Raw genomic sequence first — 24,322 nt, 5'->3', positions numbered from 1 at the left:
TCCTGGACGCTCGGTACGAGTTCACGACTGCGCGCCACCTCGCCCACGCGTCCCTCTCGGCACGCCGGGAGGTCCGTGCGACGGCCATCCTCGTCGGGCGTGTGCGAATCCGTGCTGTGAAAGGAGTGCCCCAGCACCGGTGGCGCAGCACGCAGGTGCACACCAGGGCCACGCCGAGCCCACCGTTCCCACCCAACGATGACGACATACGCCCTCTAGCCGGCGGCGTCCTACAGCAGATCGGCGTACTCGGGATGCCGGTCGATCCACGCGGCCACGTAGGGGCACACGGGCTCGACACGCCTGCCCTGCTCACGGAGGTCGTCCAGCGCGTACTGCACGACCCGGCTCGCCACCTCGTGCCCGCGGAAGGCCGGCTCGACGTACGTGTGCGGCAGCGTGACGACGCCGCCCGCGTCCCGATAGGTGACGTAGCCGATGGCCACCCCGTCGCGCAGGAGTTCGTACCGCTGGGACGCAGTGTTCTCGACCAGTTCGTCCGCCATGGACCCACGCTAGCCGACCGGCTCGACCATGGTCGGACGCCCATTGTCGGCCCGGCATGGTTGCATGGGCGTCATGGATTCCCCCGTCATCGAGGTCGACGACTTCATCATGCGCTTCGGCCCGACCACCGTCGTCGACCGGCTGAGCTTCGACGTCCAACCCGGCGAGACGTTCGGTCTTCTCGGCGCGAACGGCTCGGGGAAGACCACGACGATCCGCGCCCTCCTCGGCATCTACACGCCCACCGCCGGCCGGCTGTTGGTCGAGGGGCGGCCCTTCGACCCGGCCCACAACGCGTCCCTCGGCTACCTCCCCGAGGAGCGCGGGCTGTACAAGAAGGAGAAGGTCCTCGACGTGATGACCTACTTCGGCCAGCTCAAGGGGATGGGCCGCACCGAGGCGGCGCTGTGGTCGACCTACTACCTCGAACGCGTGGGCCTCGCCTCGCACGCGAAGACGCGTCTGGACAAGCTGTCCGGCGGCCAGCAGCAGAAGGTCCAGCTCGGCGTCACGATCATGGACAACCCGAAGATCCTCATCCTCGACGAACCCACGAAGGGCTTCGACCCGGTCAACCGCCGCCTCCTGCTCGACATAGTCGAGGACCAGCGCCGTGGCGGCGCCACGGTTGTCATCATCACCCATCAGATGGAGGAGGTGGAGCGCCTCTGTGACCGCGTCCTCCTGCTCAAGGACGGTCGCGCCGAGGCGTACGGCACGGTTCCCGATGTGCAGGACGCCTATGGTGGCCGCATGGTCCGCCTCCACCACGGCGGCGTCCTCCCCCCGTCACCCCTCTGGCAGGTCACCACCACCGAACGCAACTACGCCGAACTGGAGCTCGCCGAGGGCGTCTCCGCCCAGCAGGCTCTGCGCGCCCTCGTGGACGCGGGCGTCGAGGTCCGCTCCTTCGACTCCACGCGCACCTCGATGGAACAGGTGTTCCTCAAGGTCTACGGTCACGCATCCACCGAGGAGGTCCACGCATGAGGACGCACAACCTGGCCACCGTCGTCGCCTTCGAAGTGCGCCGCACGCTCGCCAAGCCCACCTTCTGGATCGCCAGCCTGTCGGTGCCGCTCCTGATGGCGTTCATCTTCGGCCTCAGCTTCTTCAGCGGCATGACGGCCGCCCAGACCTCCCTGGAGAGTGAGGCAAAGCCGGTCACGTTCACCTACACGGACGCCTCGGGTCTCGTCGTCCCCGAGGTCGCCGCCACTCTCGGCGGGACACTCGCGCCGGACGCCGCGGCCGCAGCTCAGGCGGTCCGCGACGGGAAGGCCGACCTGTTCCTCGAGATCCCCGCGGATCCCGTCACCGACGGCGTCCACATCGTGGGGCGTGACCTCGGGCTCACCGACTCGGGCCGCTGGCCCGCCGTCGCCCAGAACCTCCTGCGCGCCTCCGCCGAGCACCGCATCGGCGATCCGGCCCTCACCGGCGTCCTGCAGGGCGTCCCGGTGAACGCCGAGTTGTGGGCCGACGGCCGGCTGAGCCCCGGCTGGGGTGCCGCTGTGCTGCCCGGCCTGTTCCTGGTGGCGCTGTTCATGGCGGTCGTCATGCTGGGCCAGCAGATGCTCAACATCACGGTCGAGGAGAAGGAGAACCGGGTCACCGAGATGATCCTGACCACGATCCATCCGACCACGCTCATCGTCGGCAAGGTGATCGGCGTCGTCCTGGTGGGCATCGTGCAGGGAGCCGTCCTGCTCGTGCCCATGCTGGCCCTCGGCCTGATGCCCGGACTCTTGCGGGCACCGTCGGGGACCGATCCTGCCTTGACGCAGGCCATGCTCAGCCAGGTGAGCATCGATCTGCCGCGCGTCCTCGTGGGCGCCGCCCTGTTCCTGGCCAGTTTCCTGCTCTTCGCTGGCCTTCTCGTGGCGATCGGCGCGGTGATGCCTACCGCGAAGGATGCGGGCTCCGCGTTCGGCATGGTGATGATCACGATGTTCCTGCCCCTGTACGCGATGCCGCTCGTCATGCAGGCCCCTGATTCCGTCGTCTCCCAGGTGATGACCTACTTCCCCTTGACCGCGCCCGTCACGTCCCTGCTGCGCAACGCCCTGGGCTCGCTGGCGTGGTGGCAGAGCGGCCTGGTGCTGGCCATCCTGCTGGCGTCGGCAGTGCTCGCGCTGCGCGTCGGCGTCCGGTTGTTCCGCGAGGGCTCCATCGCCTACGACCAGCGGCTCAGCCTGAAGCGCATCCTGCGCGCCTCGGCGTGAGCCGGGCGTAGGCTCGGGTCCTCCCAACCCGCGAGGAGGATCGATCCATGGGCTTTCCGGCACCCTCGGCCCGTCAGCAGGCCGCCATCGAGCAGGTCGAATTGTGGGGTGCCCACAACTACGCCCCGCTGCCGGTCGTCATCGCGGACGCCGCGGGTGCGGTGGTGCACGACATCGACGGCAACGCCTACCTGGATTGCCTCGCGGCCTATTCGGCGGTGAACTTCGGCCATGGCCATCCCGATCTGGTGGCGGCGGCGTCCGACCAGCTCCACCGCCTGACGCTCACTTCCCGCGCGTTCCACTCCGAGCCGTACGGCCCCTTCGTCGCGGCGCTCGGACGCCTCTGCGGCAAGGAGGTGGTCCTGCCGATGAACACCGGCGTCGAGGCCGTCGAGACGGCCATCAAGACGGCCCGCAAATGGGGTTACGAGGTGAAGGGCGTGCCGGAGGGCGCGGCAACGATCGTCGTCATGGAGGGCAACTTCCACGGCCGGACGACGACCGTCATCTCGTTCAGCAACGATCCGGACGCCCGCGCCAACTTCGCGCCCTTCACGGCGGGGTTCGTACACGTTCCGTTCGGCGACGCCGACGCGTTGGACGCCGCCATCGATGCCCACACGGTCGCCGTGTTGGTCGAGCCGATCCAGGGCGAGGGCGGCGTCATCGTGCCGCCGGAGGGCTATCTGAGGGCGGTGCGCGAGATCTGCTCGCGCCGCGGCGTCCTGATGATCGCGGACGAGATCCAGTCGGGGCTGGGCCGCGCCGGTGAGACGTTCGCCTGCGACCGGGAGGGTGTCGTCCCCGATGTCTACCTGCTCGGCAAGGCGCTGGGCGGCGGGATCATGCCGGTGTCGGCGGTGGTGGCGAACCGGGACGTGCTCGGCGTGTTCACCCCGGGCACGCACGGGTCGACGTTCGGGGGCAACCCGCTCGCCTGCGCGATCGGCAGCGCCGTCGTCCGGCTGCTCGAGACCGGCGAGATGCAGGCGGCGTCCCGCGAACGCGGCGCTCAGCTCCGCGCCGGCCTGCAGCCGCTGCTGGATTCCGGCCAGGCCACCGCGCTCCGGCAGGCGGGGCTGTGGCTCGGTGTCGACGTCCACCCGGATCTCGGCACCGCCAAGGACCTGTGCTACGCGCTGCTGGGCCGCGGCGTCCTCGCGAAGGACACCCACGTGCACACGATCCGGCTCGCTCCCCCGCTCGTCATCACGAAAGAGCAGGTGGACGAGGTCATCGCCCACCTGCTCGCTGCGTTCGCGGACGCCGCCCGCGGGGTGCTCAGGCCTGCTTGACGGCCGAAACCTCGAACTCGAGGGTGACCTTGTCGGAGACGAGGAAGCCGCCGGTCTCGAGGGCCGCGTTCCAGGTGAGGCCGAAGTCGGCGCGGGACACGTCGACCTTGCCCTCGAACCCGATGCGCTCGTGGCCGAACGGGTCGGTGGCGGCACCGTTGAACTCGAAGGGGATGGTGACCGAGCGGGTCACGTCCTTGATGGTGAGGTCGCCGGTGACGTCGACGGTGTCGCCGTGGACGGCGAAGTCGGTCGACCGGAAGGTGATGGTCGGGTACTGCTCGACGTCGAAGAAGTCGGCGCTACGGACGTGCGCGTCGCGGTCGGCGCTGCGGGTGTCGATGCTGGCGGCCTGCACGGTGACTTCGAGGCTCGAGGCGGAGGGGTTGGCGCCGTCGATCGTGGCGGTGCCCGAGTAGTCGGAGAAGGCGCCGCGCACCTTCGTGACCATCGCGTGGCGGGTGGTGAAGCCGACCTCGCTGTGCGACGGGTCGAGCGTGTAGGTGCCCTTGAGATCGGTGATCTGCGTCATGGGAGTTGCTCCTTCGTTGTGGTGGATCGTGTCCTGCGCTTCGTTACACGACGAGCATAGCACGCTTTGTTGAACTCTCAACTAGTCTGGTTGCCAACGGGTTGCAGCGAGTAGGGTGAAGCTGTTCCGGACGCCGCAGGCTCCGGATCCCGCCACATCTCTCGTAGGAGGAGTTCGATGACGAACCCGGCCACGTTCACCGCCGACGACCGCTCCCTCGAGCTGCCGTTCGTCGAGGCCAGCCAGGGCAACAACGGCTACGACATCGGCAAGCTGCTCGCGAAGACGGGCGACACCACGTTCGACATCGGTTTCGCCAACACGGCGGTGTGCAAGTCGGCCATCACGTACATCGACGGGGACGCCGGCGTCCTCCAGTACCGCGGCTACCCGATCGAGCAGCTCGCAGAGAATTCGACGTTTCTCGAGACCTCCTACCTGGTCCTCTACGGCGAACTGCCCACCGAGGCCGAGCTGCAGGACTTCACCGAGAAGATCAGCCGTCACATGGTGATCGACGAGCGGTTGCGCGAGCTGTTCCGCATCTTCCCGCGTCGATCGCACCCGATGCCGGTCCTGTCGGCAGCCATCACGGCGCTGTCGACGTTCTCGACCGACACCATCGGCTTCGAGCCCGAGCAGGTGGACGCCGCCACCCAGCGCCTCATGGCGAAGGTGCCGACGCTGGCGGCGTACTCGTTCAAGAACTCCACCGGCATGCCGACCCTGTGGCCCGACTACTCGCTCAGCTACATCGAGAACTTCCTGCGCATGTCGTTCGGGCGGGTCACGGAGCCGTACGAGTTCGACGACACCGTCACTCGAGCCCTCGACGTTCTCCTCATCCTCCATGCCGACCACGAGCAGAACTGCTCGACCTCGACCGTCCGCCTCGTCGGGTCGTCGCAGGCCAACCTGTACGCGTCGGTGAGCGCCGGCGTCCATGCACTGTCCGGCCCCCTGCACGGCGGCGCCAACCAGGCCGTGCTGGAGATGCTCGCGAAGATCCGCGACGACGGCATCTCGGTGCAGGACTACGTCGCCAAGGTGAAGGACAAGAAGGACACCACGAAGCTCATGGGCTTCGGGCACCGCATCTACAAGAACTACGACCCGCGCGCAGCCATCATCAAGAAGCACGCGGACTCGATCCTGAAGTCGCGCGAGGGCTCCGACCAGCTGCTCGACATCGCGCTCGAGCTCGAGGAGGCGGCGCTCTCGGACGACTACTTCGTCGAGCGCAAGCTCTACCCGAACGTCGACTTCTACACGGGCCTCATCTACCAGGCGATGGGCTTCCCGATCGACATGTTCACCGTGCTGTTCGCCCTCGGACGCCTCCCCGGCTGGATCGCCCAGTGGCGCGAGATGGTCAACGACCCGACGAACAAGATCGGCCGGCCGCGCCAGATCTACGTCGGTGCGACCCAGCGTGACTACGTCCCCATCGCCGATCGCTGACCACCCCTCTAGACCTGCCCCTGTGTTGCGGTCGGGGCTCACGAAGAGGGCGCTCCAGCGCTCCATCCGTGAGCCCGGACCGCAACACGGGGGTGGCACCCGACCGCCACACACCAGTCAGCGCGGCCGTACGGCCCGCCCAGCGGGAGCCGGGCGCTCCGGACGCACAGCGCGCACGGCGGCGTCCACCATGCCCCGGACGGCCTCCGGCACCCGGATCGTGCGCCGCAGGTCGAGCCGCCACTGCGTCCCGGTGACGCACTCGACGAACCCGCGCCCCTCGAGCCAGTCCGCGGGCAGGTGCCGGCAGTCCGGGACGCCGCGGGTGCCGTGGGCCACCACGGAGCGCACCTTCCGCGCCACCGCACGCGCCGCGAGCCGCTGGACGAGCTGGGTGCCGATGAGTTCGCCCAGATCCTCCCGGCGCACCCACAGTTGGGTGATCACGACGCTGCCGTTGGGATAGAAGCCCCCCAGCTCGGACGCCGCCGCTGCGGCCAGCAGGCCCACGACCTGCCCGTCGCGCACCGCTTTCAGGCCGAAGGTCGCGCCCTGGGGCGTCCGGCCGCACCAGGGGCAAGCGCGCGTGGCGAGGTCGCGGCTGTCCAGGGGGACGAGCGATCGCACCGGCCACCTCCTTTGGCTGACGCCCGGCCAAGTGGGAGACTGGCCGGGTGAGCTCACCCGTGCAGCCCAGCCGTAGCACCCGGCTGGACCCGTATGTCGACCAGTATGCAGAACGCACCTCGTCCATGACGGTCTCTGCAGTCCGAGCTCTCTTCGCCGTCGCCAACCGGCCCGAGGTCGTCTCGCTCGCGGGCGGCATGCCGAACATCACCGACCTGCCGCTCGGCCAGATCGGCGCCTCGTTCGACGAGCTCGTTCGCGGCCACGGCGTCCAGGCCATGCAGTACGGCTCCGGGCAGGGCGAGCTGTTCATGCGCGAGAAGATCGTCGAGATCATGGCCGAGGAGCAGGTGCACGCCAACCCCGATGACGTGGTGGTCACAGTCGGCAGCCAGCAGGCGCTCGACCTGGTCACGCGCATCTTCGTCGACCCGGGCGACGTCGTGCTCTGTGAGGCGCCGAGCTACGTGGGGGCGATGGGCACGTTCAACGCCTCCCAGGCGGAGATCCACCATGTGGGGATGGACGCCGACGGCCTCCTCCCGGACGCCCTCCGCGAGGCGGTGGTCACGTTGCGGGCGGCGGGCAAACGCGTGAAGTTCCTCTACATGATTCCGAACTACAACAACCCGACGGGCATCACCCAGACCGTCGCGCGCCGCCGCGCCCTGCTCGACGTGGCTCGCGAGGTCGACCTGCTGGTCGTCGAGGACAACCCGTACGGCCTGCTCACCTTCGAGAACGATCCGCTGCCGGCACTGCGGTCCTTCGACGATCACGTGATCTATCTCGGCTCGTTCTCGAAGACCTTCGCCCCCGGCTTCCGGATCGGCTGGGTGCTCGCACCGCCGGCCGTCCGTGAGCGCCTCGTCATCGCTCAGGAGGCGGCGGTGTTGTCGCCGCCGGTGTTCAGCCAGTTCGCGATCGCGACCTATCTCGAGCACTACGACTGGCGTGGCCAGATCGTCGCCTTCCGCGACATGTACCGTGAGCGCCGCGACTCGATGCTGCGCGGCCTCGCCGACCACATGCCCGAGGGCACCACCTGGACGCGTCCGACGGGTGGCTTCTTCGTGTGGGTGACGCTCCCCGAGGGGCTCGACAGCCAGGCACTCCTCGCCAGGGCGGTCAGCGAGCGCGTCGCGTACGTCCCCGGCACCGCCTTCTACGCCGACGGCTTCGGCAGCCGCAACCTGCGGGCCTCCTACTGCTTCCCGACGGCCGAACGCATCTACGAAGGCACCCGTCGGCTCGGCAAGGTCATCGCCGACGAGCTCGACATGCGTGCCACGTTCGGTCTCGGCGTCGACACACCGCTCCACCGGCCGGAGATCGGCCCGTCCCCGAACCTGAGTTGAGGAGTTGCCATGGCTGCCACGAAGGACCCTGCCGGCCCCACCCACGTCATCGTCCTCGCCGGAGGGCTGTCGCACGAGCGTGACGTGTCGCTCCGCTCGGGACGCCGCGTCGCCCAGGCGCTGCGTGAGGCCGGCCACGCGGTGACCGAGTCGGACGTGAACGCCCAACTGCTCGACGTGATCGCGGGCATGGACGACCCGATCGTCTTCCCCGTGTTGCACGGCGGCGCCGGCGAGGACGGCGCGCTGCGCGAAGTGCTCGACGTCCTCGGCGTCGAATACGTCGGCTCCCCCGGCCGCGCCTCCCATGTCGCGTTCGACAAGGCGGTCGCCTCGCCCCTCATCGCAGCCGCCGGCCATGCGACGCCCCGGCAGGCGGCACTGCCACAGGACATGTTCCGCGAGCTCGGTGCTCGCGCCCTCGTGGACGCCCTCGCCGCCGGCATCGGCTTCCCAATGATGGTGAAGCCGGCCATGAGCGGTTCGTCGCTGGGCTGCACCCGGGTCGACAACGCCGCCGCCCTTCCCGCCGCGATCGTGACGGCCTTCGGGTACGGCGACGTGGCGATCGTGGAGGAATTCATCGAGGGCCGCGAGTTGGCAGTGTCCGTCGTGGACCTCGGGCGTGGTCCTGAGGCTCTGCCGGCGGTTGAGATCCAGCCGCTGAGCGGCAGCTACGACTACGCGGCGCGTTATACCGCCGGCGAGACCCGCTTCATCGCCCCTGCCGACCTGACCCCCGACCTCGCGGCCCGCTGCAGCGAGCTGGCCCTGGCCGCCCACCGCATCCTGGGCCTGCGCGACATCTCCCGCACCGACCTGATCATCCGCGGCGGCGTCCCGTACTTCCTCGAGGTGAACGTGGCCCCTGGCATGACCGAGACATCGCTCGTTCCGTTGGCGATCGAGGCCGGTGGGTTGGCGTTCGGCGACGTGTGCTCGGCGCTGGTCGCCACCGCCAGGGCACGGAGGGCCGCTGCCGCGCCGGCATGAAGACGCGTCTGCAGCAGGTTCTGCTCGTCACGGTGGGCGCCGTGGCGGCGATCGTCTGCGTCATCCTCGGCCTGTGGCAGATGCAGGTGTTCGTGGACGGCGGCAACCGCACGATCGCCGAGCGTGCCGCGCAGGCGCCGGTGTCGCTCGCCGAGAACATGGACGCCCACGACATCACCGGCGACGTGTTCGGCAAGCCGGTGTTCGCCGAAGGCCGGTACGTTCCACAACTTCAATTCATCATCCAGGACAGCGAGGATCAACCCCGCCGCGTGCTGACCGCGCTCGAGCTCGCTGACGGCCGGGTGCTGCCCGTGGTCCGCGGTGTGGTGGCGGAGGGCGCCGCTGTGCCCCCTCCCCCACCGGGCACAGTGGTTCAGACCGGGATTCTGTTGCCCGGTGAGGGGGACGTCGACGCGGGCCCCGATGCGTTGGAGTCGGTGCGCCTACCCCTGCTCGCCCAGAAGTGGCCTGATCATCACCTCGTTCCGGGATTCATCACATTGACTGCCGACGACGCGGAGGCGCAGGGCCTCGAGCCGGCGCCGGTTCATCTCCCCGAGGGGGAGGGATCCGTCCGGAACAGCGCGTACGCCCTGCAGTGGTGGGTCTTCGGAGCGTTCGCCCTCGGCCTCAGCCTGCGCATCGCCCACGTGACCGGGCGGCGCGCCGCCGTCTCTGCCGAGGCCGAGGCCGCTGCGTCGCTCGACTCCCCCACTCACGCCGACCACGAAGGGACCAGCACATCGTGAGCATGTCGCTCGACGACCACCCGATCGAACCCGAGGACGTCCCCGGCATCCGCGGCGCCCTCCTGCGCTACCGGGTCATGGCCTGGATCGTGGGCGTCCTTCTCGTCGTCCTTATGCTCGTCGGCATGCCGCTGAAGTACGTCTGGCACAACGACACCGTCATCACCTGGACGGGCGTGCCACACGGCTACCTCTACATGGTCCTGCTCATCACCGCGTACGACCTGGGGCGCCGGGTGAGGTGGCCGTGGTTGCGCCTCGGCCTCATCGCTCTGGGCGGTACCGTCCCGTTCATGTCGTTCGTGGCCGAGCACTACGCCACCAAGGACGTCCGTGCCCGGCTCGCCAGCGTTGATGCGGGCTCCGCCTGACATTTCATCAATTGGACGCCGCCGGTGCGCCCGCGCGCAGCCCGGCATCACCCCGCCGCCGGACGAGAGGGGAGTGGGGCCGGTCGGCGGCGTAGGGCAGATTTGTCGACTTAGTGATGTGTCGGTACGCCATGCCGGAGGATGGTGAGGATTCGATCGAGATCCTCATCCCCCGCGAACTCGATGGTGATCTTCCCCTTGTTGCGGCCGATCTGCACGTTGACGCGCGTGTCGAGGCTGTCGCTGAGGGTCGAGGTGAGTTCCTCGGCGCGGGGCGAGGGGGCGCGACGGACCGCGCTCCGGCGCGGGGTCGTCGACCGCTCACCCACGGCCACGATCTCCTCAACGGCGCGCACGCTGAGCCCCTCGGCCACGACGCGCTGGGCCAGGCGCTCCATCGCGAGCGGATCCTCCAGAGCGAGGAGGGCCCGCGCGTGCCCAGCGGACAGAACGCCGGCAGCGACCCGGCGCTGGACGGGCGCCGGTAGGCGCAACAGCCTGATCGTGTTCGAGATCTGCGGCCGTGACCTCTTGATCCGGGTGGAGAGCTCTTCCTGGGTGCAGCCGAAGTCGTCCAGCATCTGTTGGTAGGCGGCTGCCTCCTCCAGCGGGTTCAGTTGGGCGCGGTGCAGGTTCTCGAGGAGGGCGTCGCGGAGGAGGTCGTGTTCATCGGTGTCCCGCACGATGGCCGGAATGGTGGCCAGTCCGGCTTGCTTCGTCGCCCGGAGGCGGCGCTCCCCCATCACCAGCTCGTAGCCATCGCCCACCGGCCTGACGACGATCGGTTGCAGGAGTCCCACCTCCTGGATCGAGGCACTCAACTCGGCCAGTTCATCCTCGTCGAAGACAGACCGAGGCTGTTTCGGGTTCGGGGTGACTTTGACCACGTCGATCTCACGGAACGCCGCGCCAGCAGGTGCCGGCACGAGTGAAGCCTGGTCATCGCCCGCGGTTGTCGGGTTCACTTCCGTGGTGTCGGGTTCGCCGGTCGGTCGAATCAGATCACCGAGTCCGCGGCCGAGGCCCGTGCGCGGCTTGGTCGTCATCGTCTGTCTCCTTCTACTGCTGCTGGACGCCGCGGGCCGCGATCTCCTGCGCTGCCTTCAGGTATTGCTGCGCCCCCACCGACGCGAGCTGATACGACAGCACCGTCTGGCCGTAGCTGGGTGCTTCCGCGATCCTCACCGAACGGGGGATCACCGTCTCGAGCACCTCGCGGGCGAAATGCTTGCGCACCTCGTCGGCCACCTGCGCCGACAAGTTGGTCCTGCCGTCGAACATCGTGAGGATCACGGTTGTCAGGGTGAGGCTGTCGTTGAGCCGCCCCTTGACAAGGTTGATCGTCTTGAGGAGTTGGGTGACTCCCTCCAGGGCGTAGTACTCGCACTGGATCGGAATCATGATCTCTTTTGCGCCTACGAGGGCATTCAGGGTGAGCAATCCGAGCGAGGGTGGGCAGTCGATGAGCACGTAGTCCACGTAGTAGCGATCGAAGAAGGTCGCGAGCGCCGAGCGGAGGCGCGTTTCACGTGAAACGGTGGCTACCAGGCCGACCTCCGCGCCCGCGAGATCGATTGTCGCCGGCAGCACCCACAGTCCGGGGACATCCGGGCAGCGCTGCACCGCGTCGATGATGGGGCTGCCGTCGACGAGCACTTCGTAAGTGCCCTGAACCCCCTCGTCATGTACTGCACCCAATGCTGTGGATGCGTTGCCCTGTGGATCCATGTCGATCACCAAGACCCTGAGCCCACCCCCCGCCAAGCCCGCGGCGACGTTCACGGCGGTGGTCGTCTTCCCGACACCACCTTTCTGGTTAGCCACCACCAAGATGCGTGGCTCGTCGGGTCGGGGAAGCGAGGGTGTTTCACGTGAAACGTCAATCGCCAGGTCGTCCGGCGCCTCGCTGGGTGAGGAGCTGATCTCGGGCTCATCGAAAGCGACGCGCCGCGCGCTGATGGTTTCGCTCATGAAGTGGGAAGGCCTCTCTGTGCGTCGCACAAACTGTACTGGGTCATCCCTGATCGCCTCCTGTGCCACACCGCCGAGAGACGGGTCGGTAGGTCATTAAATCGCTTCCCCTGTTTACCGATTCATCCGTCTATCGACATATTCCCTCATGCTAGTTTGAGCCGCTGGGGGTGATTGCCATAGCCGACGAGTTCAGGCGGGAGGGGGAGGCTCCCACGCCCCCGCCGTTCTACCTGGCCGCACTGGATCTGCGTGGGCGTGACGTCCTCGTCGTGGGTGGGGGAGTGGTGGCAACGCGGCGACTCACCGCTCTCCTTGACGCCAACGCCATGGTCACGGTGGTGGCACCGGCCGCGACCGAGAGGATCGAACAGGCTGCACAGGATGGCCGCATCGCTTTCCACGGACGCCCGTACGCCGACGGCGATGTCGAGGGCCGCTGGTACGTACTGGCGCTCACCAACGACCCCGCCGTCAACGCAACGGTGGCGGCGGCGTGCGAGCGCCAGCATGTCTTCTGCGTCCGGGGCGACGACGCTACGGGCGGCTCGGCCCGGACTCCGGCGTCTGGGGCGGTCGGTGGCCTGCGCGTGGGCGTGGTGGGGGAGCGGGATCCCCGCCGTTCGGCCGCGGCGCGCGACGTAGCGCTCGAGGCGCTACGCGCGTGGAGCGACCTGTGACCCCCTCCCTCGCTGACGAGGCCGACCTCCACCACCACGGAGATGCCGACGCGCTGCCCGGCCTCATCGACCTTGCGGTGAACGTGCGGCCCTGCCCCCCGCCGTGGCTGGCCGAGGCTCTCGGCACGCCCGCCACGTGGGTCGCCTATCCCGACCCCGCTGAAGCGCGTGCCAAGCTCGCCGCCTGGCACGGTGTGAACGAGGCGTGCGTCCTGCCGACGGCGGGGGCGGCGTCCGCCTTCACCCTCGTGGCACGAGCGCTGGCGACCGAGCGAGCCACCGTGCTGCACCCGCAGTTCACGGAGCCCGAGGCGGCCCTGCGTCGAGCGGGGCGCCCTGTCCGACGGCTGGCACTCCGGCCGCCGTTCACCCTTGACGCCGCCCAGGTCCCGGCAGACTCCGACCTCGTGGTGGTGGGCAACCCGACCAACCCCACGGGGGTGCTGCACCCCCGCGCCGAGATCACCCGGCTGCGCGCGCCGCAGCGCGTGCTGGTGGTGGATGAGGCGTTCATGGACTTCGCCGGCGACGCCGAGACCGCGCTCGCCCCCGGGGGTGACCTCACCGGGGTGCTGGTCGTCCGCTCGCTCACCAAGCTGTGGGGGCTCGCGGGGGTGCGCAGCGGCTACGTCGTGGGCGATCCCGCGCTCGTCGCGCGGCTCGCCAACCAACAGGTGCCGTGGGAGGTCTCGACCCCAGCGCTGCGCGCGATGACCGCCTGCGCCACCCCGCAGGCCGCGGCCGAGGCGGCCCGCATCGTCGCGCAGGTGGACGCCGACCGCGCCGCCCTCAGCGCTGCCCTGGCCGCCGCCGGCTTCCCGCACTATCCGGTACCGCCGGCCCGCGCGGGCGCCCCGTTCGTGCTCGTCGACACGGCCTCAGTGGGGCCGGGATCGGTGCGTGAACCCCTCGCGTCGCTCGGCTTCGCGGTGCGACGAGGGGAGACCTTTCCGGGCCTGGGTCCCTCGTGGATCCGCGTCGCCGTGCCCGACCCCGCCACCGGACACGCTTTCGTGGCCGCGCTCGCGTCGCTGCGTCAGCGGTAGTTCTTCCGATACTGCGGCGCCAGGCGCACCTCGATGCTGCTGAGCGTCAGGTTGCCGCGGAGGACGAGGGTGCCGTGGCTGCCGTCCCCGCGCGCACCGAGGCGGTAGGACACCCCGCCCACGACACCGCTGCGGGTCTCGTCGACGACCCGGACGCCGGGCAGGACGAGCAGCCGGACGCTGCCGGCGAGCGCGTGGTACTCCACCTCGAGTCGAATGCCGGGGCCGAGGGCCGCGGCGAGGTCGACCACGTCGCGGCCGAGGATCACGAAGCCGCTGGCCGACTCACCGGGCGGCACCTGCACGTACCGACCGCGCAGCAGGGTCAGGGTCTGCCGCACGTCTTCGGCCCGGAGAACCAGGTCGGTCGCGCTCCCGGACCGGGGGAGCGCCGCCGCAGGGCGCAGCGATGCCCGCAGGGGGAGTTGGTCACCCTCTGGCAGGTCCGCGGTGAGGGCGGGGAGTTCGTCGCGGAAGTCGGCGGCCAGCACGCGTTCCTGGCGCTCGCGCAGGTCGCCCAGGCGAAGGCGACCGGCCGTGTGCGCGGCGTTCAGCACCTCGAGCACCGCGTCCCGCTCCGCGTCACTGGCGCGGTAACGTCGCGGCTCGGTCCCGGTCACCCCCTCACCGTACCGGCGGTTGCGGTGTTCCTCATCCACCGAAGGGCCCTTCGGCCTCACCCCTCGGATCGAGCCCACCGGGAGAACAACGGCAGGCGCGCCCAGAGGGCATCCAGCTCCTTGATGCGCAGCAAGGCGGCAAGAACGAGGAAGATCGCCACGAACGCGGCGCCGCCCGCGCCGAGCGCCAGCAGGGAGCTCGACCACGAGAAGTCGTGCAACCACGCCAGCCAAGCGACCAGGAACCATGCGAACAGCCCGGCGGGGACACTGGCCAGCAGCAACTGCAGCAGGAGGCGTCCGATGTGGCGCAGGGGCAGTCCACCCAGCTGACGCTGGGAGATCCACAGGAACGCGAGTGCCGCAACGGAGTTGCCGACCGTCTGGCCGAGACAGATGGCCGCGATCGCCCATTGCGGCGGCACAGCGAGCGCGAGCGCGCAGGACGCGAGCTGCACCGCGGTGATGACCACCTGGAAGCGGAAGTTCATGCGGCCGTCGCCGCGGGCCAGCGAGTAACGCTGTTGCAGCGCCGCCAGGCCGTAGGGGAACAGGCCGATCGCCATGAGCGCGAACGCGAGCGCGAGGTTGGCGACCCCAGCGGGGGACAGGCTCGGCGTGAGTACCTTGACGCCCGGTGCGGCCAGCGCGACGGCGGCCAGGCTGATCGGCACCATGATGAGCGCAGGGACGGTGATCGCCTGGGTGACGTCGGCGCGCAGGGCCTCGGTGTCGGCGGCGTTCGCAGCCCGGGACATGCGCGGGTACAGCGCGGTGAGGATCGACGTCGTGATGATGCCGTGGGGCACCATGAAGATCTGGAAGGCGAGCGTGTAGACCATGTAGCCCGCCACCTCGAGCCCACCTGCCCGCGCCGAGGCCGCCACCGCGTTCGCCACCATCGTCACCACGACGCCGCCGGCCTGGCCGACCAGCAGGGCGGTGATGGTCCACATCGCCACCTTGAACGGTCGGCGAAACCCGTAGCCACGCCAACCCCAACGGGGGGTGAAGCGGAAGCCCGTCCCCGTGAACGCGGGCAGCAGCCCCAGCGCCTGCACGGCGACGCCCAGCGTGGCGGTGCCGGCGAGCAGCCAGACCATCGGCGGCGTCCACCGTTCGGGTGGCTCGGCGCCCAGGTACTGCGCCAGGAAGAGGCCCATGCCGGCTATCTGGACGAGGTTCGCGAGCACCGGCGTCCACATGACGGCCGCGAACCGGTCGTAGGCGTTGAGCACCTGCCCGAGGATCGCCGACACCCCGTAGAAGAAGATCTGCGGCAGGCAGATGAAGGCGAAGAAGATGCCCAGATCGCGCGAAGCCCCCCGCAGCTGGAACAGCGTGATGAGCGGCGCGGCGCCGATCGTCGCGATGAGCGCCACGACCGTCACGAGCCCGAACGCGGCCGTCAGCAGGCGGTCGATGATCTCCTTGCCGCCGTCGGCGCGGGCCATCGCGCGCGTGATCTCGGGGATGAGCACCGCCGACAACACCCCGCCCGACAGCAGGATGAAGATGGTGTTCGGCAAGGTGTTGGCGGTCTGGAAGGCGTCAGACGTGCCGCCCATGCTTCCCACACAAGCCACAAGCAGGGCGTTGCGCACGATGCCCAGCACCCGCGAGACGAGGGACCCCGACGCCATCAGCGCGCTCGCGCGCCCCACGCTCGCAGATCCCTCGGCCACTCGCCCAGCCTGCCACGGATGCGGCAAGCTCGGGTCGTGACCACACCCAAGCCTCCCGGACGCCCTCGGCTCGCCGCCACGCTGCCCGACGCACCGGCGGTCCTCGAGCCGGAGGGCATCCTGCAGGACTGCTGCCTCGAGGGGCTGGACGCCGCCGGTGGCACGTTCGAGCTCGTCGAGATCCTGGGCGTTCACCTGACCGGCGGCAGCCTCGCCGGGTCGGCATGGCGGCGTCCGGTGTGGGCCGACGTGGAGTTCGCCGACGTCGACCTCGCCAACGCCGTGCTCACCGATGCCGGCTGGAAGCGGATCGCTCTCACTCGCTGCCGGGTCACCGGCGCTGACCTCTCCCAGGCCGTCATCACCGACGCCACGTTCACCGACTGCGCCGTCAACCTGGCCAGCCTGCGCTTCGCGCGCCTGACCCGCGTGGTGTTCTCGGGTTGTCGCCTCGACGGCGCCGACTTCGGGGGAGCCCAGCTGACCGACGTCTGGTTCGACCACTGCGACCTCACCGGCGCCACCTTCGCCCAGGCGACCACGACGCGCGTCCGGTTCACCGCCAGCCGGCTGGAGGACCTGCACGGGGTCGAGTCGCTCCGTGGCTCGACCATCGAGCCGCGCGACCTACTCGACCTCGCCCACCTGCTCGCCGGTGCCCTCGGCCTCGAGGTGGCGTGGGGGCAGACCGCGACGGAGGGACGGTCGCGAGGATCGCCGTGCCACCGGACGTGACCGCCACCGCCGTGGCGCCGGCGCTGGCTACCGTGCCCGCCCTCGACCCGGTGCCCGTGCCGTGGCTGCACCTGACGATGACGGGCGTCGGGTTCACCGACGAGGTGAGCGGCGCCGCCCTCGCCGCCGTGGCCGAGCCGGTGTTCGCCGCCTGGAAGCGCTTCGGAGCGGTCGAGCTGGTGATCGAGGACGTGCTGGTGGCGCGGGAGTCGGTGATGCTGACGCCGGCGGCGTCCGGCTGGCTGTGTGAGTTGGTCGAGACCCAACGCACCGCCGTGGACACCGTGCTCGGGGACCGCACCTGGGGCATCTTCTGGCCGCACATCGCGTTGGCCTACGCCCACGCGGCGGCCCCCGCCGCCCCCATCGTCGCGCTGCTGAGGCAGGCGTTGGCGTCCCAGCCAGAATGGATCACCGCCCGGCCCACCCTCACGCTGCTGCGGCTGGGCCGTGACGAGCGGGTCTACACGTGGGAGGTCGTGGAGAGCCGGTCCTCGCGCTGACGTGGGTCGGCTGGGTGGATCCAGCTGAGTGGGTGATCGGCGTCAACGCCGGCGGCAGACCACCAGCGTCGTCGGTTCCGCGCCGGGGTAGGGGGTCACCGACTCGATGGTCGCCGTGAGCCGGTGCCGCTTGAGTTCCTTCGCCGCCTCCGCGAGTTCGTCGGACGCCGACGCGCCCTTGAGCGCCACCAGGCGCCCCCGGCGTCCGATGAGGGGAGCGGTCCAGCCGAGCAGCTTGGGGAGCCGCGCCACCGCCCGGCAGGTGACGACGTCGTAGGTCGCGTCGTGGTCTTCGGCGCGGGCGCGGACGACGTCGACCCGGTCCCCCAGCGAGAGCTCGCCCACGACCTCGGTGAGGAACGTCGCCCGGCGCAACAGCGGCTCGAGCAGCGTCACCCGCAGATCGGGCCGGGCCAGTGCCAGCGGGAGTCCGGGCAGCCCCGCGCCGGAGCCCACGTCGACCACGGTCGCGCCCTGCGGGGTCGCAGCCGCGACGGCGAGGCTGTTGACGACGTGCCGGTCCCAGATGCGCTCCGCCTCCCGCGGTCCGATCAAGCCCCACTCGACGCCGCGGGTGGCCAGAATCGCGGCGTACCGCTCGGCCGTGCCGGCGGCGTCCCCGAAGAGGTCCTCGGCACTCACCTCAGCGCTTGGGCCAGACGACCACGCGGCGGTGGGGCTCCTCGCCCTCGGACTCGCTGACGAGGCCGGCCGCGGCGATCGCGTCGTGCACGATCTTGCGCTGGTAGGGGTTCATCGGGGTGAGCCGCACGGCCTCGCCCGTCGACTGCACCTCGGCGATCGCGTCGGCGGCCAGGTCCTGCAGTTGGGAGCGCTGCTTGTCGCGATGCCCCGCGATGTCGAGCATGAGGCGGCTGCGGTGGCCCGTTTCCGTCATGACCGCGAGCCGCGCGAGCTCCTGCAGCGCGTCCAGCACCTCGCCCGACTTGCCCACGAGCACCGCCGACTCCGTGAGGATCGACACGTGCGCCCGGCCGCCCTCGTTGTAGGTGTCGATGTCGCCATCGAGGTCCGCGATGTCGAGCAGCTCCTCGAGGTAGTCCGCCGCGATCTCGCCCTCGTTGGTCAGCGCTTCCTCGCGCTTGCTCATCCTGGGCGCGGCGTCCGCCTCGTCCGGCGTTGCCGCCTCGGGCGTAGTCTCGACGAGCTCGTCCACCGAATCCGACTCGACAGCCTCCACCACCGAACCCGACTCGACCACCGCCTCCGGCGCGTCGGTCTCGGTCTGCTGATCAGCGCTCATGGTTGTTCACTCCTCCTGGGAATCGCCGGTCTGGCGGGGACGTGCCTGCTTGCGGTTCGCCCGCGTCTGCCTGTTCGGCTGCTGGCGCGCGATGCGCTGCCGGCCGTCGGCGTCCCTCGACTGCGACGCCTTGGACTGCGTCGGCTTCGTCTCGGACGCCGGTGCGGACGTGGGCGTCGAGGTGCCCTGGCGGGCCACCTTGGTCGGGTCGGACGCCGCCGGCGTCGGCCGGGCGGTGCGGCGCATGGCGGCGGTGCGCTTGCGGATGATCTCGTCGGGATCCTTGCCCTTCGCGCGCATGCGCTCCTGCCAGTCGATGAAGGCGGGCGTGTTGGGCGACGGGTTGTTGTGGATGAGGATGTACTGCTGCGCCAACGTCCACAGGTTGGAGGCGAACCAGTAGATCATCACGCCGATGGGGAAGCTCACACCGGTGAACAGGTAGATCGCCGGGAAGAGGTAGAGCATCATCTTCTGCTGCTGCGCGAGCGGACCCTCGAGCGCCTCCGGCGGCATGTTCTTCCGCATGAGCTGCAGCTGCGTCATGAACAGCGTGACCGTCATGGCGATGATGAGGAAGCCGGCCACGAAGAGCACCGGGCTGAGGTGGAAGCCACTCGAGGCCAGCGTCGCCGAAATGGGCGCCCCGAAGATCTGGGCGTTCTGCAGCGAAGCGATGAGATCGGTGTTCTGCTCCAGCCAGTAGCCGGTCGCCGTTCCCCGGGAGGCGTTGTTGAGCACGGTGAACAGGCCGATGAAGATGGGCATCTGCAGCACGATAGGCAGGCACGAGGCGGCCGGGTTGACGCCCTCCTCCTGGTAGAGCTTCATCACCTCCTGGCCGTAGCGTTCACGGTCCTGGCCGTACTTCTCCTGCAGCGCCTTGGCCTTCGGGGCGACCAGCTGCATCTTGCGCGAGCTGTTGATCTGCCGCACGAACAGGGGGATCATCAGCGTCCGGATCACCACGGTGAGGGAGACGATGGAGAGCGTCCACGTCCACCCCGAGTTGGGGTCGAGCAGCTGGCTGTACAGCCAGTGGAAGCCGACGATGATGCCTGACATGGCCCAGTAGATGGGGTACATGATCAGGTTGAGGAAACCCATCAAGCCTTCAAACACGATGAACCTTCGGTGCCGGGGCGGCCGGAACGGGGTCGTACCCGCCCAGCGACCAGGGATGACAGCGCGCGAGGCGCTTGAGGGCGAGCCACGTCCCCTTGACGGAGCCGTGGGTGGTGACGGCGTCCAGCGCGTACGCAGAACACGTCGGGTGGAACTTGCAGACGTCGCCGTAGAGCGGGCTGATCACGGCGCGATACACGCGCAGCATCCCGATCAGGACGTACCTCATGCGGCTGCCCCCAGCCGGGCCAGGGCGGTGCCCCAAGCGGCGGCGAAGTCGTCGCCGAGGCGTCCGGACGCCGCTGCCGGCAGGGCGCGCACGACGAGGTCGACGCTGCGGACGTCTTCGGCGTCCAGTCGCGCGGCGGCAAGGTGGCGGAGCTGCCGCTTCACGCGGTTGCGTGTGACAGCGTTGCCGACCGCCTTGGACACGACAAAGCCGGCCCGCGACGGCGGACCGGGCTTGGCGAGGGCGTGCACGACAAGCGTCGGCTTGGCCACCCTCACACCGCCGCGCACCACCGAGCGGAACTCCTCGGCCGTGCGCAGGCGTGCGTCTGCGGGCAGCACCGGCGGGGGCCGGTGTCAGCCGGCGAGGCGGACGCGGCCCTTGCTGCGGCGGGCCGAGAGGATCGAACGGCCCGCGCGGGTCCGCATGCGGAGGCGGAAGCCGTGGGTGCGGCTGCGGCGCCGGTTGCTCGGCTGGAAGGTGCGCTTGCTCACGAGAGCTCCCCAAGTCAAAGGATCGGACAGCTGTGCCCACGCGGACACAGGCGTCGCCTGTGGACGACTGTCCAACGATACGCGGTGCGCCCGCGCGCGGGCAAACTGGACCGCAATCAGGTCCCCCGTCGAGGCGACACGCCGTGCAGGCCAACCAATTGGACGAATCCATTTGCGGGTCGCCGATCCACGGGCTAGCGTAAACGGCCAACGACCCGACGCGCCGCCGCCCCCCGGACCTCGTCGCGACGGCCGTCGTACCGGCATTCCACAAGGTGTGGACAACGTTGTGGACGCAGGAAACCACGAGGGGAGAGGCATGGCACCGGACGCCGCATCACCCCTTGTCCCGGCATGGTCGATGGTGCTCGAGGGCGCCGACGTTCCCACCCGGGGCCGCCTCGCGAACGCCCGCCCGGTCGCCCTCCACGAGTCCACGTTCCTCCTCGCCGTGCCCAACGACACCTCCCGCGAGCGCATCGAGACCCGCAACCGCACCTGGATCGAGCAGCGGCTCTCCGCGCACTACGGCCGCCCCATCCACCTGGCGATCAGCGTCGACCCCACCCTCGAGCCGAACCTCGAATCGGCCGAACGGCACGCCGCACCCGAGCTCCCGCTGGAGGTGGCCTCGCACGGGCTGGGGGCCGGCCGCGCCGGCGGCGGGGCCGCGCCGAGCGGCAACGGCGGCAACGGGGACCGCCTCAACCCGAAATACACCTTCGACAACTTCGTCATCGGGTCGTCGAACCGCTTCGCCCACGCCGCAGCCGTCGCCGTGGCGGAGACGCCGGGCAAGTCGTACAACCCGCTGATGGTGTACGGCGAGTCGGGGCTGGGCAAGACCCACCTGCTGCACGGCATCGGCCACTACGTGCGGCAGTACACCCCGCACCTGCGCGTGAAGTACGTGTCGACCGAGGAGTTGACCAACGACTTCATCAACGCGATCTCGGAGAACCGGACGCCGGAGTTCCGGCGGACGTACCGCGAGATCGACGTGCTGCTGATCGACGACATCCAGTTCCTGGAATCCAAGATCCAGACGCAGGAGGAGTTCTTCCACACGTTCAACACGCTCCACAACGCGCAGAAGCAGATCGTGCTGACCTCCGACCGGCCCCCGAAAGCCCTCGAGGCGCTCGAGCCGCGGCTGCGGAGCCGGTTCGAGTGGGGGCTGCTCACCGACATCCAGCCGCCCGACCTCGAGACGCGGATCGCGATCCTGCGCAAGAAGGCCCTCTCGGAACACCTGGTGGCGAGTCCGGAGGTGCTGGAGTTCATCGCGGGCAAGATCGCGACGAACATCCGTGAGCTCGAGGGGGCGCTGATCCGGGTGACGGCGTTCGCCAGCCTCAACCACCAGCCGGTCGACCTGCACCTGGCAGAAGAGGTGCTGCGCGACCTGATCCCGGCAGGCGTCGAGACGCAGATCACGCCCCAGTTGATCATGGGTGAGACGGCGTCCTACTTCAACGTCGGGCACGACGACCTGGTCGGGCCGGCGCGCACCCACGTGCTGGTGACCGCCCGGCAGATCGCCATGTACCTGTGCCGGGAGCTCACCGACTCCTCGCTGCCCTCCATCGGGAGGCTGTTCGGCGGCCGCGACCACACCACGGTCATGCACGCGAACAAGAAGATCCGCCAGCTCATGGCCGAGCGGCGGACCATCTACAACCAGGTCACCGAGCTCACCAACCGCATCAAGCAGGCCGCGGCGTCGGCTCGCTGAGCGGTGCCGCCTCGCTGTCCCCTGTGGGGAAACGCCCGGAGTTATCCCCGACATGGCTGTGGACAACCCACGCTTTCTGTGGACAACCTCGAGGCCCTGGGCCTCCACCCACAAATCCTCCCCGTGTGATTTCCTTCGCGTCCACAAGGTGTTCACCCCTGCATCGACGGCTCGACACGGGCCGACGCCGTTTGTCCACAGGATCCACAACCGTGATGACGATGAAGAAAGGAGAAAGACTTCAGCTCTTCGAACTCACGGAACTGCCCACGTGTGGATCGGACGCCCTGCGCCCGGTCCCGGCCGTGGCGGGTCGGTACTGTCAGCCGTGGTCGATATGATCGATCAGCAGCTATCCGCCTGAGGGAGACAGTCAGTGAAGATTCGAGTCGAGCGCGACGTTCTTGCCGACGCCGTCCAGTGGGTGGCCCGAAGCCTCCCCAACCGCCCGAGCGTGCCGATCCTCGCAGGCCTGCGCATTGATGCGGCCGGCAACGAGGTCGTGCTGTCGAGCTTCGACTACGAGACCTCCGCCAAGGTGACGCTCACCGCCGATGTCTCCGACGAGGGCACCGTCCTCGTCTCCGGTCGCCTCCTGGCAGACATCGCACGCAGCCTGCCGGCCCGTCCGGTCGACCTGGTCGCTGACGCGACCAAGATGGAGATCACGTGCGGCAGCGCCCGGTTCACGCTGCAGCTGCTGCCCGTCGCCGAGTACCCCGAACTGCCTGCCATGCCCGAGGCCACCGGCACGATCGTTCCGGACGCCTTCGCCCAGGCTGTCTCCCAGGTCGTGGTGGCCGCCGGCCGCGACGAGTTGCTGCCCGTCTTCACCGGCGTCCGGCTCGAGATCGAGGGTGACACCCTGTCCCTGCTCGCGACCGACCGGTACCGCATGGCGCTCAAGGAGCTGCCGTGGCGTCCGGGCTCTGGCCGTGCCGAGGGTGCGGCGCTCGTGCCCGCCCGCGTCCTGGCCGAGTCGGCCAAGTCGATGACGGCCGGCGAGTCGGTCACGCTCAGCCTCTCGTCCTCAGACGGTGGCGACGGTCTCATCGGTTTCTCGGGGGTCGGCACCATCGGCGTCCGGGAGATCACGACCCGCCTGCTCGACGGCGAGTTCCCGAAGGTGCGGCACCTGATGAGCGTCCAGCCGAGCGTGACGGTGCGCGCCAACACCGCCGAGATCGTGGCGGCCGTGCGCCGCGTGGCGCTCGTCGCCGAGCGCAACACGAGCCTGCGCATGATGATCGCCGACGACCACATCACCCTCGAGGCCGCCACCGGCGACCAGGCCCAGGCGGTCGAGGCGGTCGAGGCGACCGTGACCGACGAGACCGGCGAGGGCCTCTCCATGACGGCCGCCGGTTTCAACCCGCACTACCTGCTGGACGCGCTCAACGCGCTCGACACGCCGTATGTGAACTTCGCCTTCACGGCACCCGGCAAGCCCTGCCTGCTGACGCCGCTGCTCGAACTGGACGGCGATCCGGTCGACGACTACAAGCACGTCATCATGCTGATGCGCCTGCCGCAGTAGAGGGCGGCGTGCTCGTCACCCATCTGAGTCTCGCGGACTTCCGCAGCTGGCCCCTGGCCGAACTCGAGTTCGAGCCAGGGGTCACGACCCTGACGGGCCGCAACGGGCAAGGCAAGACGAACCTCGTCGAGGCGATCGAATACCTCGCCACGCTCGGCTCGCACCGGGTCGCCACCGACGCGCCGCTCATCCGGTTCGGGTCGTCGCGAGCGATCGTGCGGGCGCGCGTGCAGGCAGCTGTCGACGACCCGCGTGCCCTCGCCCTCGAGATCGAGATCGTCGCCGGGCGGGCCAACAAGGCGTCCCTGAACCGCGGGCCGCTCAGACGCCCCCGCGACCTGCTCGGCGCGCTGCGCGTCGTGCTGTTCTCCCCCGAAGACCTCGCCCTGGTGAAAGGCGAGCCCTCCGATCGGCGCCGTTTCCTCGACGATCTCCTCACCCAGCGCTGGCCGCGGCTGGCGGGCGTCCGGGCCGACTACGACCGGGTGCTGCGCCAGCGCTCGACCCTGCTGAAATCCTTCGGCGGTCGCCGGTCGGACGCCGCGGGTGCGGCCACGCTCGACGTCTGGGACGA

At 69.5% G+C, this 24,322-nt stretch carries 27 protein-coding genes and 1 pseudogene; 15 read left to right on the top strand and 13 right to left on the bottom strand.

The annotated features are described in order from the left end of the window. Window positions 1-230: 230 nt before the first annotated feature. Entirely contained in the window at window positions 231-506 is a 276-nt protein-coding gene (locus Q1K57_RS09600; RefSeq protein WP_300081581.1) for a GNAT family N-acetyltransferase, read from the bottom strand. Between the two features lie 73 nt (window positions 507-579). On the opposite strand from Q1K57_RS09600, the gene Q1K57_RS09595 reads away from it, so the two are divergent. From Q1K57_RS09595 to rocD, 3 genes are read left to right on the top strand one after another with little or no spacing between them, the layout of a single operon-like run. Continuing rightward, window positions 580-1,497: an ATP-binding cassette domain-containing protein gene (locus Q1K57_RS09595; RefSeq protein ID WP_300081578.1), complete on the top strand. Its 918-nt coding sequence runs from the start codon at window positions 580-582 to the stop codon at window positions 1,495-1,497. Continuing rightward, the gene (locus Q1K57_RS09590) at window positions 1,494-2,732 is read left to right on the top strand and encodes an ABC transporter permease (protein ID WP_300081557.1); all 1,239 of its coding nucleotides are present in this window, start codon (window positions 1,494-1,496) and stop codon (window positions 2,730-2,732) included. The genes Q1K57_RS09595 and Q1K57_RS09590 overlap by 4 nt, the downstream gene beginning before the upstream one ends. A gap of 47 nt (window positions 2,733-2,779) precedes the next feature. Then, window positions 2,780-4,030 (top strand): ornithine--oxo-acid transaminase, encoded by a 1,251-nt coding sequence (gene rocD, locus Q1K57_RS09585; protein ID WP_300081554.1) that lies wholly within the window; start codon window positions 2,780-2,782, stop codon window positions 4,028-4,030. On the opposite strand, the gene Q1K57_RS09580 is transcribed toward rocD, so the two are convergent. Further along, on the bottom strand, window positions 4,017-4,562 hold the full coding sequence (locus tag Q1K57_RS09580; protein WP_300081551.1) for a YceI family protein: 546 nt from the start codon (window positions 4,560-4,562) through the stop codon (window positions 4,017-4,019). The two genes, rocD and Q1K57_RS09580, sit on opposite strands and share 14 nt — an antisense overlap. A gap of 177 nt (window positions 4,563-4,739) precedes the next feature. Here Q1K57_RS09580 and Q1K57_RS09575 point away from each other — a divergent pair, with 177 nt between their 5' ends. Next, complete coding sequence (locus Q1K57_RS09575) at window positions 4,740-6,023, top strand: citrate synthase (protein WP_300081548.1); 1,284 nt, start codon at window positions 4,740-4,742, stop codon at window positions 6,021-6,023. Window positions 6,024-6,140: 117 nt separating this feature from the next. Here Q1K57_RS09575 and Q1K57_RS09570 read toward each other — a convergent pair whose 3' ends face one another. After that, window positions 6,141-6,650 carry a GNAT family N-acetyltransferase gene (locus tag Q1K57_RS09570; RefSeq protein ID WP_300081545.1) on the bottom strand — a complete coding sequence of 170 codons (510 nt, stop codon included), beginning with the start codon at window positions 6,648-6,650 and terminating at the stop codon, window positions 6,141-6,143. 47 nt (window positions 6,651-6,697) lie between these two features. Here Q1K57_RS09570 and Q1K57_RS09565 point away from each other — a divergent pair, with 47 nt between their 5' ends. From Q1K57_RS09565 to Q1K57_RS09550, 4 genes and pseudogenes are all read left to right on the top strand, one after another. After that, window positions 6,698-8,008, top strand: coding sequence for a PLP-dependent aminotransferase family protein (locus Q1K57_RS09565; RefSeq protein ID WP_300081542.1), 1,311 nt, complete (start codon window positions 6,698-6,700; stop codon window positions 8,006-8,008). Between the two features lie 9 nt (window positions 8,009-8,017). Beyond that, window positions 8,018-9,001, top strand: coding sequence for a D-alanine--D-alanine ligase (locus Q1K57_RS09560; RefSeq protein WP_300081539.1), 984 nt, complete (start codon window positions 8,018-8,020; stop codon window positions 8,999-9,001). After that, window positions 8,998-9,753 carry an SURF1 family protein gene (locus Q1K57_RS09555; protein WP_300081537.1) on the top strand — a complete coding sequence of 252 codons (756 nt, stop codon included), beginning with the start codon at window positions 8,998-9,000 and terminating at the stop codon, window positions 9,751-9,753. Before Q1K57_RS09560 ends, Q1K57_RS09555 begins: the two co-directional genes overlap by 4 nt. Before the next feature lie 20 nt (window positions 9,754-9,773). Continuing rightward, window positions 9,774-10,124: pseudogene (locus Q1K57_RS09550) on the top strand (DUF3817 domain-containing protein); the annotation flags it as partial. A gap of 110 nt (window positions 10,125-10,234) precedes the next feature. Here the strand turns inward: Q1K57_RS09550 and Q1K57_RS09545 are convergent. Together Q1K57_RS09545 and Q1K57_RS09540 are read right to left on the bottom strand one after the other, a co-directional pair. Further along, window positions 10,235-11,170 carry a ParB/RepB/Spo0J family partition protein gene (locus Q1K57_RS09545; RefSeq protein ID WP_300081534.1) on the bottom strand — a complete coding sequence of 312 codons (936 nt, stop codon included), beginning with the start codon at window positions 11,168-11,170 and terminating at the stop codon, window positions 10,235-10,237. A gap of 13 nt (window positions 11,171-11,183) precedes the next feature. Further along, window positions 11,184-12,095 (bottom strand): ParA family protein, encoded by a 912-nt coding sequence (locus Q1K57_RS09540; protein WP_300081531.1) that lies wholly within the window; start codon window positions 12,093-12,095, stop codon window positions 11,184-11,186. A 170-nt stretch (window positions 12,096-12,265) separates the two neighbouring features. Here Q1K57_RS09540 and Q1K57_RS09535 point away from each other — a divergent pair, with 170 nt between their 5' ends. Continuing rightward, complete coding sequence (locus tag Q1K57_RS09535) at window positions 12,266-12,775, top strand: NAD(P)-dependent oxidoreductase (protein WP_300081528.1); 510 nt, start codon at window positions 12,266-12,268, stop codon at window positions 12,773-12,775. Beyond that, the gene (cobC, locus tag Q1K57_RS09530) at window positions 12,760-13,821 is read left to right on the top strand and encodes an Rv2231c family pyridoxal phosphate-dependent protein CobC (protein ID WP_300081525.1); all 1,062 of its coding nucleotides are present in this window, start codon (window positions 12,760-12,762) and stop codon (window positions 13,819-13,821) included. Before Q1K57_RS09535 ends, cobC begins: the two co-directional genes overlap by 16 nt. Here the strand turns inward: cobC and Q1K57_RS09525 are convergent. Both Q1K57_RS09525 and Q1K57_RS09520 read right to left on the bottom strand, forming a co-directional pair. After that, window positions 13,812-14,441, bottom strand: a complete 630-nt coding sequence (locus tag Q1K57_RS09525) for a DUF1707 domain-containing protein (protein WP_300081522.1) — start codon at window positions 14,439-14,441, stop codon at window positions 13,812-13,814. The two genes, cobC and Q1K57_RS09525, sit on opposite strands and share 10 nt — an antisense overlap. A 56-nt stretch (window positions 14,442-14,497) precedes the next feature. After that, complete coding sequence (locus tag Q1K57_RS09520) at window positions 14,498-16,009, bottom strand: lipid II flippase MurJ (RefSeq protein ID WP_300081519.1); 1,512 nt, start codon at window positions 16,007-16,009, stop codon at window positions 14,498-14,500. 153 nt (window positions 16,010-16,162) lie between these two features. Here Q1K57_RS09520 and Q1K57_RS09515 point away from each other — a divergent pair, with 153 nt between their 5' ends. After that, window positions 16,163-16,861: a pentapeptide repeat-containing protein gene (locus Q1K57_RS09515; protein WP_300081516.1), complete on the top strand. Its 699-nt coding sequence runs from the start codon at window positions 16,163-16,165 to the stop codon at window positions 16,859-16,861. Then, on the top strand, window positions 16,846-17,364 hold the full coding sequence (locus tag Q1K57_RS09510; RefSeq protein ID WP_300081513.1) for a 2'-5' RNA ligase family protein: 519 nt from the start codon (window positions 16,846-16,848) through the stop codon (window positions 17,362-17,364). The genes Q1K57_RS09515 and Q1K57_RS09510 overlap by 16 nt, the downstream gene beginning before the upstream one ends. A 42-nt stretch (window positions 17,365-17,406) precedes the next feature. Here the strand turns inward: Q1K57_RS09510 and rsmG are convergent, their stop codons facing one another. The 6 genes from rsmG to rpmH form a co-directional block, all read right to left on the bottom strand. After that, window positions 17,407-18,006: a 16S rRNA (guanine(527)-N(7))-methyltransferase RsmG gene (gene rsmG / locus Q1K57_RS09505; RefSeq protein WP_300081510.1), complete on the bottom strand. Its 600-nt coding sequence runs from the start codon at window positions 18,004-18,006 to the stop codon at window positions 17,407-17,409. Window position 18,007: 1 nt separating this feature from the next. Then, window positions 18,008-18,475: a R3H domain-containing nucleic acid-binding protein gene (locus Q1K57_RS09500; RefSeq protein ID WP_300081657.1), complete on the bottom strand. Its 468-nt coding sequence runs from the start codon at window positions 18,473-18,475 to the stop codon at window positions 18,008-18,010. Window positions 18,476-18,634: 159 nt separating this feature from the next. Beyond that, window positions 18,635-19,735: a membrane protein insertase YidC gene (gene yidC / locus Q1K57_RS09495; protein ID WP_300081654.1), complete on the bottom strand. Its 1,101-nt coding sequence runs from the start codon at window positions 19,733-19,735 to the stop codon at window positions 18,635-18,637. Window positions 19,736-19,742: 7 nt separating this feature from the next. After that, a complete protein-coding gene (gene yidD, locus Q1K57_RS09490) occupies window positions 19,743-19,982 on the bottom strand; it encodes a membrane protein insertion efficiency factor YidD (protein WP_300081507.1) in 240 nt (79 codons plus the stop codon). Continuing rightward, entirely contained in the window at window positions 19,979-20,323 is a 345-nt protein-coding gene (rnpA, locus tag Q1K57_RS09485; protein WP_300081504.1) for a ribonuclease P protein component, read from the bottom strand. The genes yidD and rnpA overlap by 4 nt, the downstream gene beginning before the upstream one ends. Before the next feature lie 15 nt (window positions 20,324-20,338). Further along, window positions 20,339-20,476, bottom strand: a complete 138-nt coding sequence (gene rpmH / locus Q1K57_RS09480) for a 50S ribosomal protein L34 (RefSeq protein WP_300081498.1) — start codon at window positions 20,474-20,476, stop codon at window positions 20,339-20,341. Between the two features lie 361 nt (window positions 20,477-20,837). Here rpmH and dnaA point away from each other — a divergent pair, with 361 nt between their 5' ends. The 3 genes from dnaA to recF all read left to right on the top strand — a co-directional run. Then, window positions 20,838-22,211 (top strand): chromosomal replication initiator protein DnaA, encoded by a 1,374-nt coding sequence (gene dnaA / locus Q1K57_RS09475; RefSeq protein WP_300081651.1) that lies wholly within the window; start codon window positions 20,838-20,840, stop codon window positions 22,209-22,211. Window positions 22,212-22,587: 376 nt separating this feature from the next. Continuing rightward, complete coding sequence (dnaN, locus tag Q1K57_RS09470; RefSeq protein ID WP_300081495.1) at window positions 22,588-23,748, top strand: DNA polymerase III subunit beta; 1,161 nt, start codon at window positions 22,588-22,590, stop codon at window positions 23,746-23,748. Window positions 23,749-23,756: 8 nt separating this feature from the next. Further along, the coding region (recF, locus tag Q1K57_RS09465) for a DNA replication and repair protein RecF (protein WP_300081492.1) at window positions 23,757-24,322 on the top strand (566 nt) is incomplete at its 3' end.

This window comes from Propioniciclava sp. (assembly GCF_029977985.1).
In the GTDB taxonomy this organism is placed as follows: domain Bacteria; phylum Actinomycetota; class Actinomycetes; order Propionibacteriales; family Propionibacteriaceae; genus Propioniciclava.
Note: the sequence above shows the minus strand (reverse complement) of the source record. Positions and strands in the feature narration are given on the sequence as shown.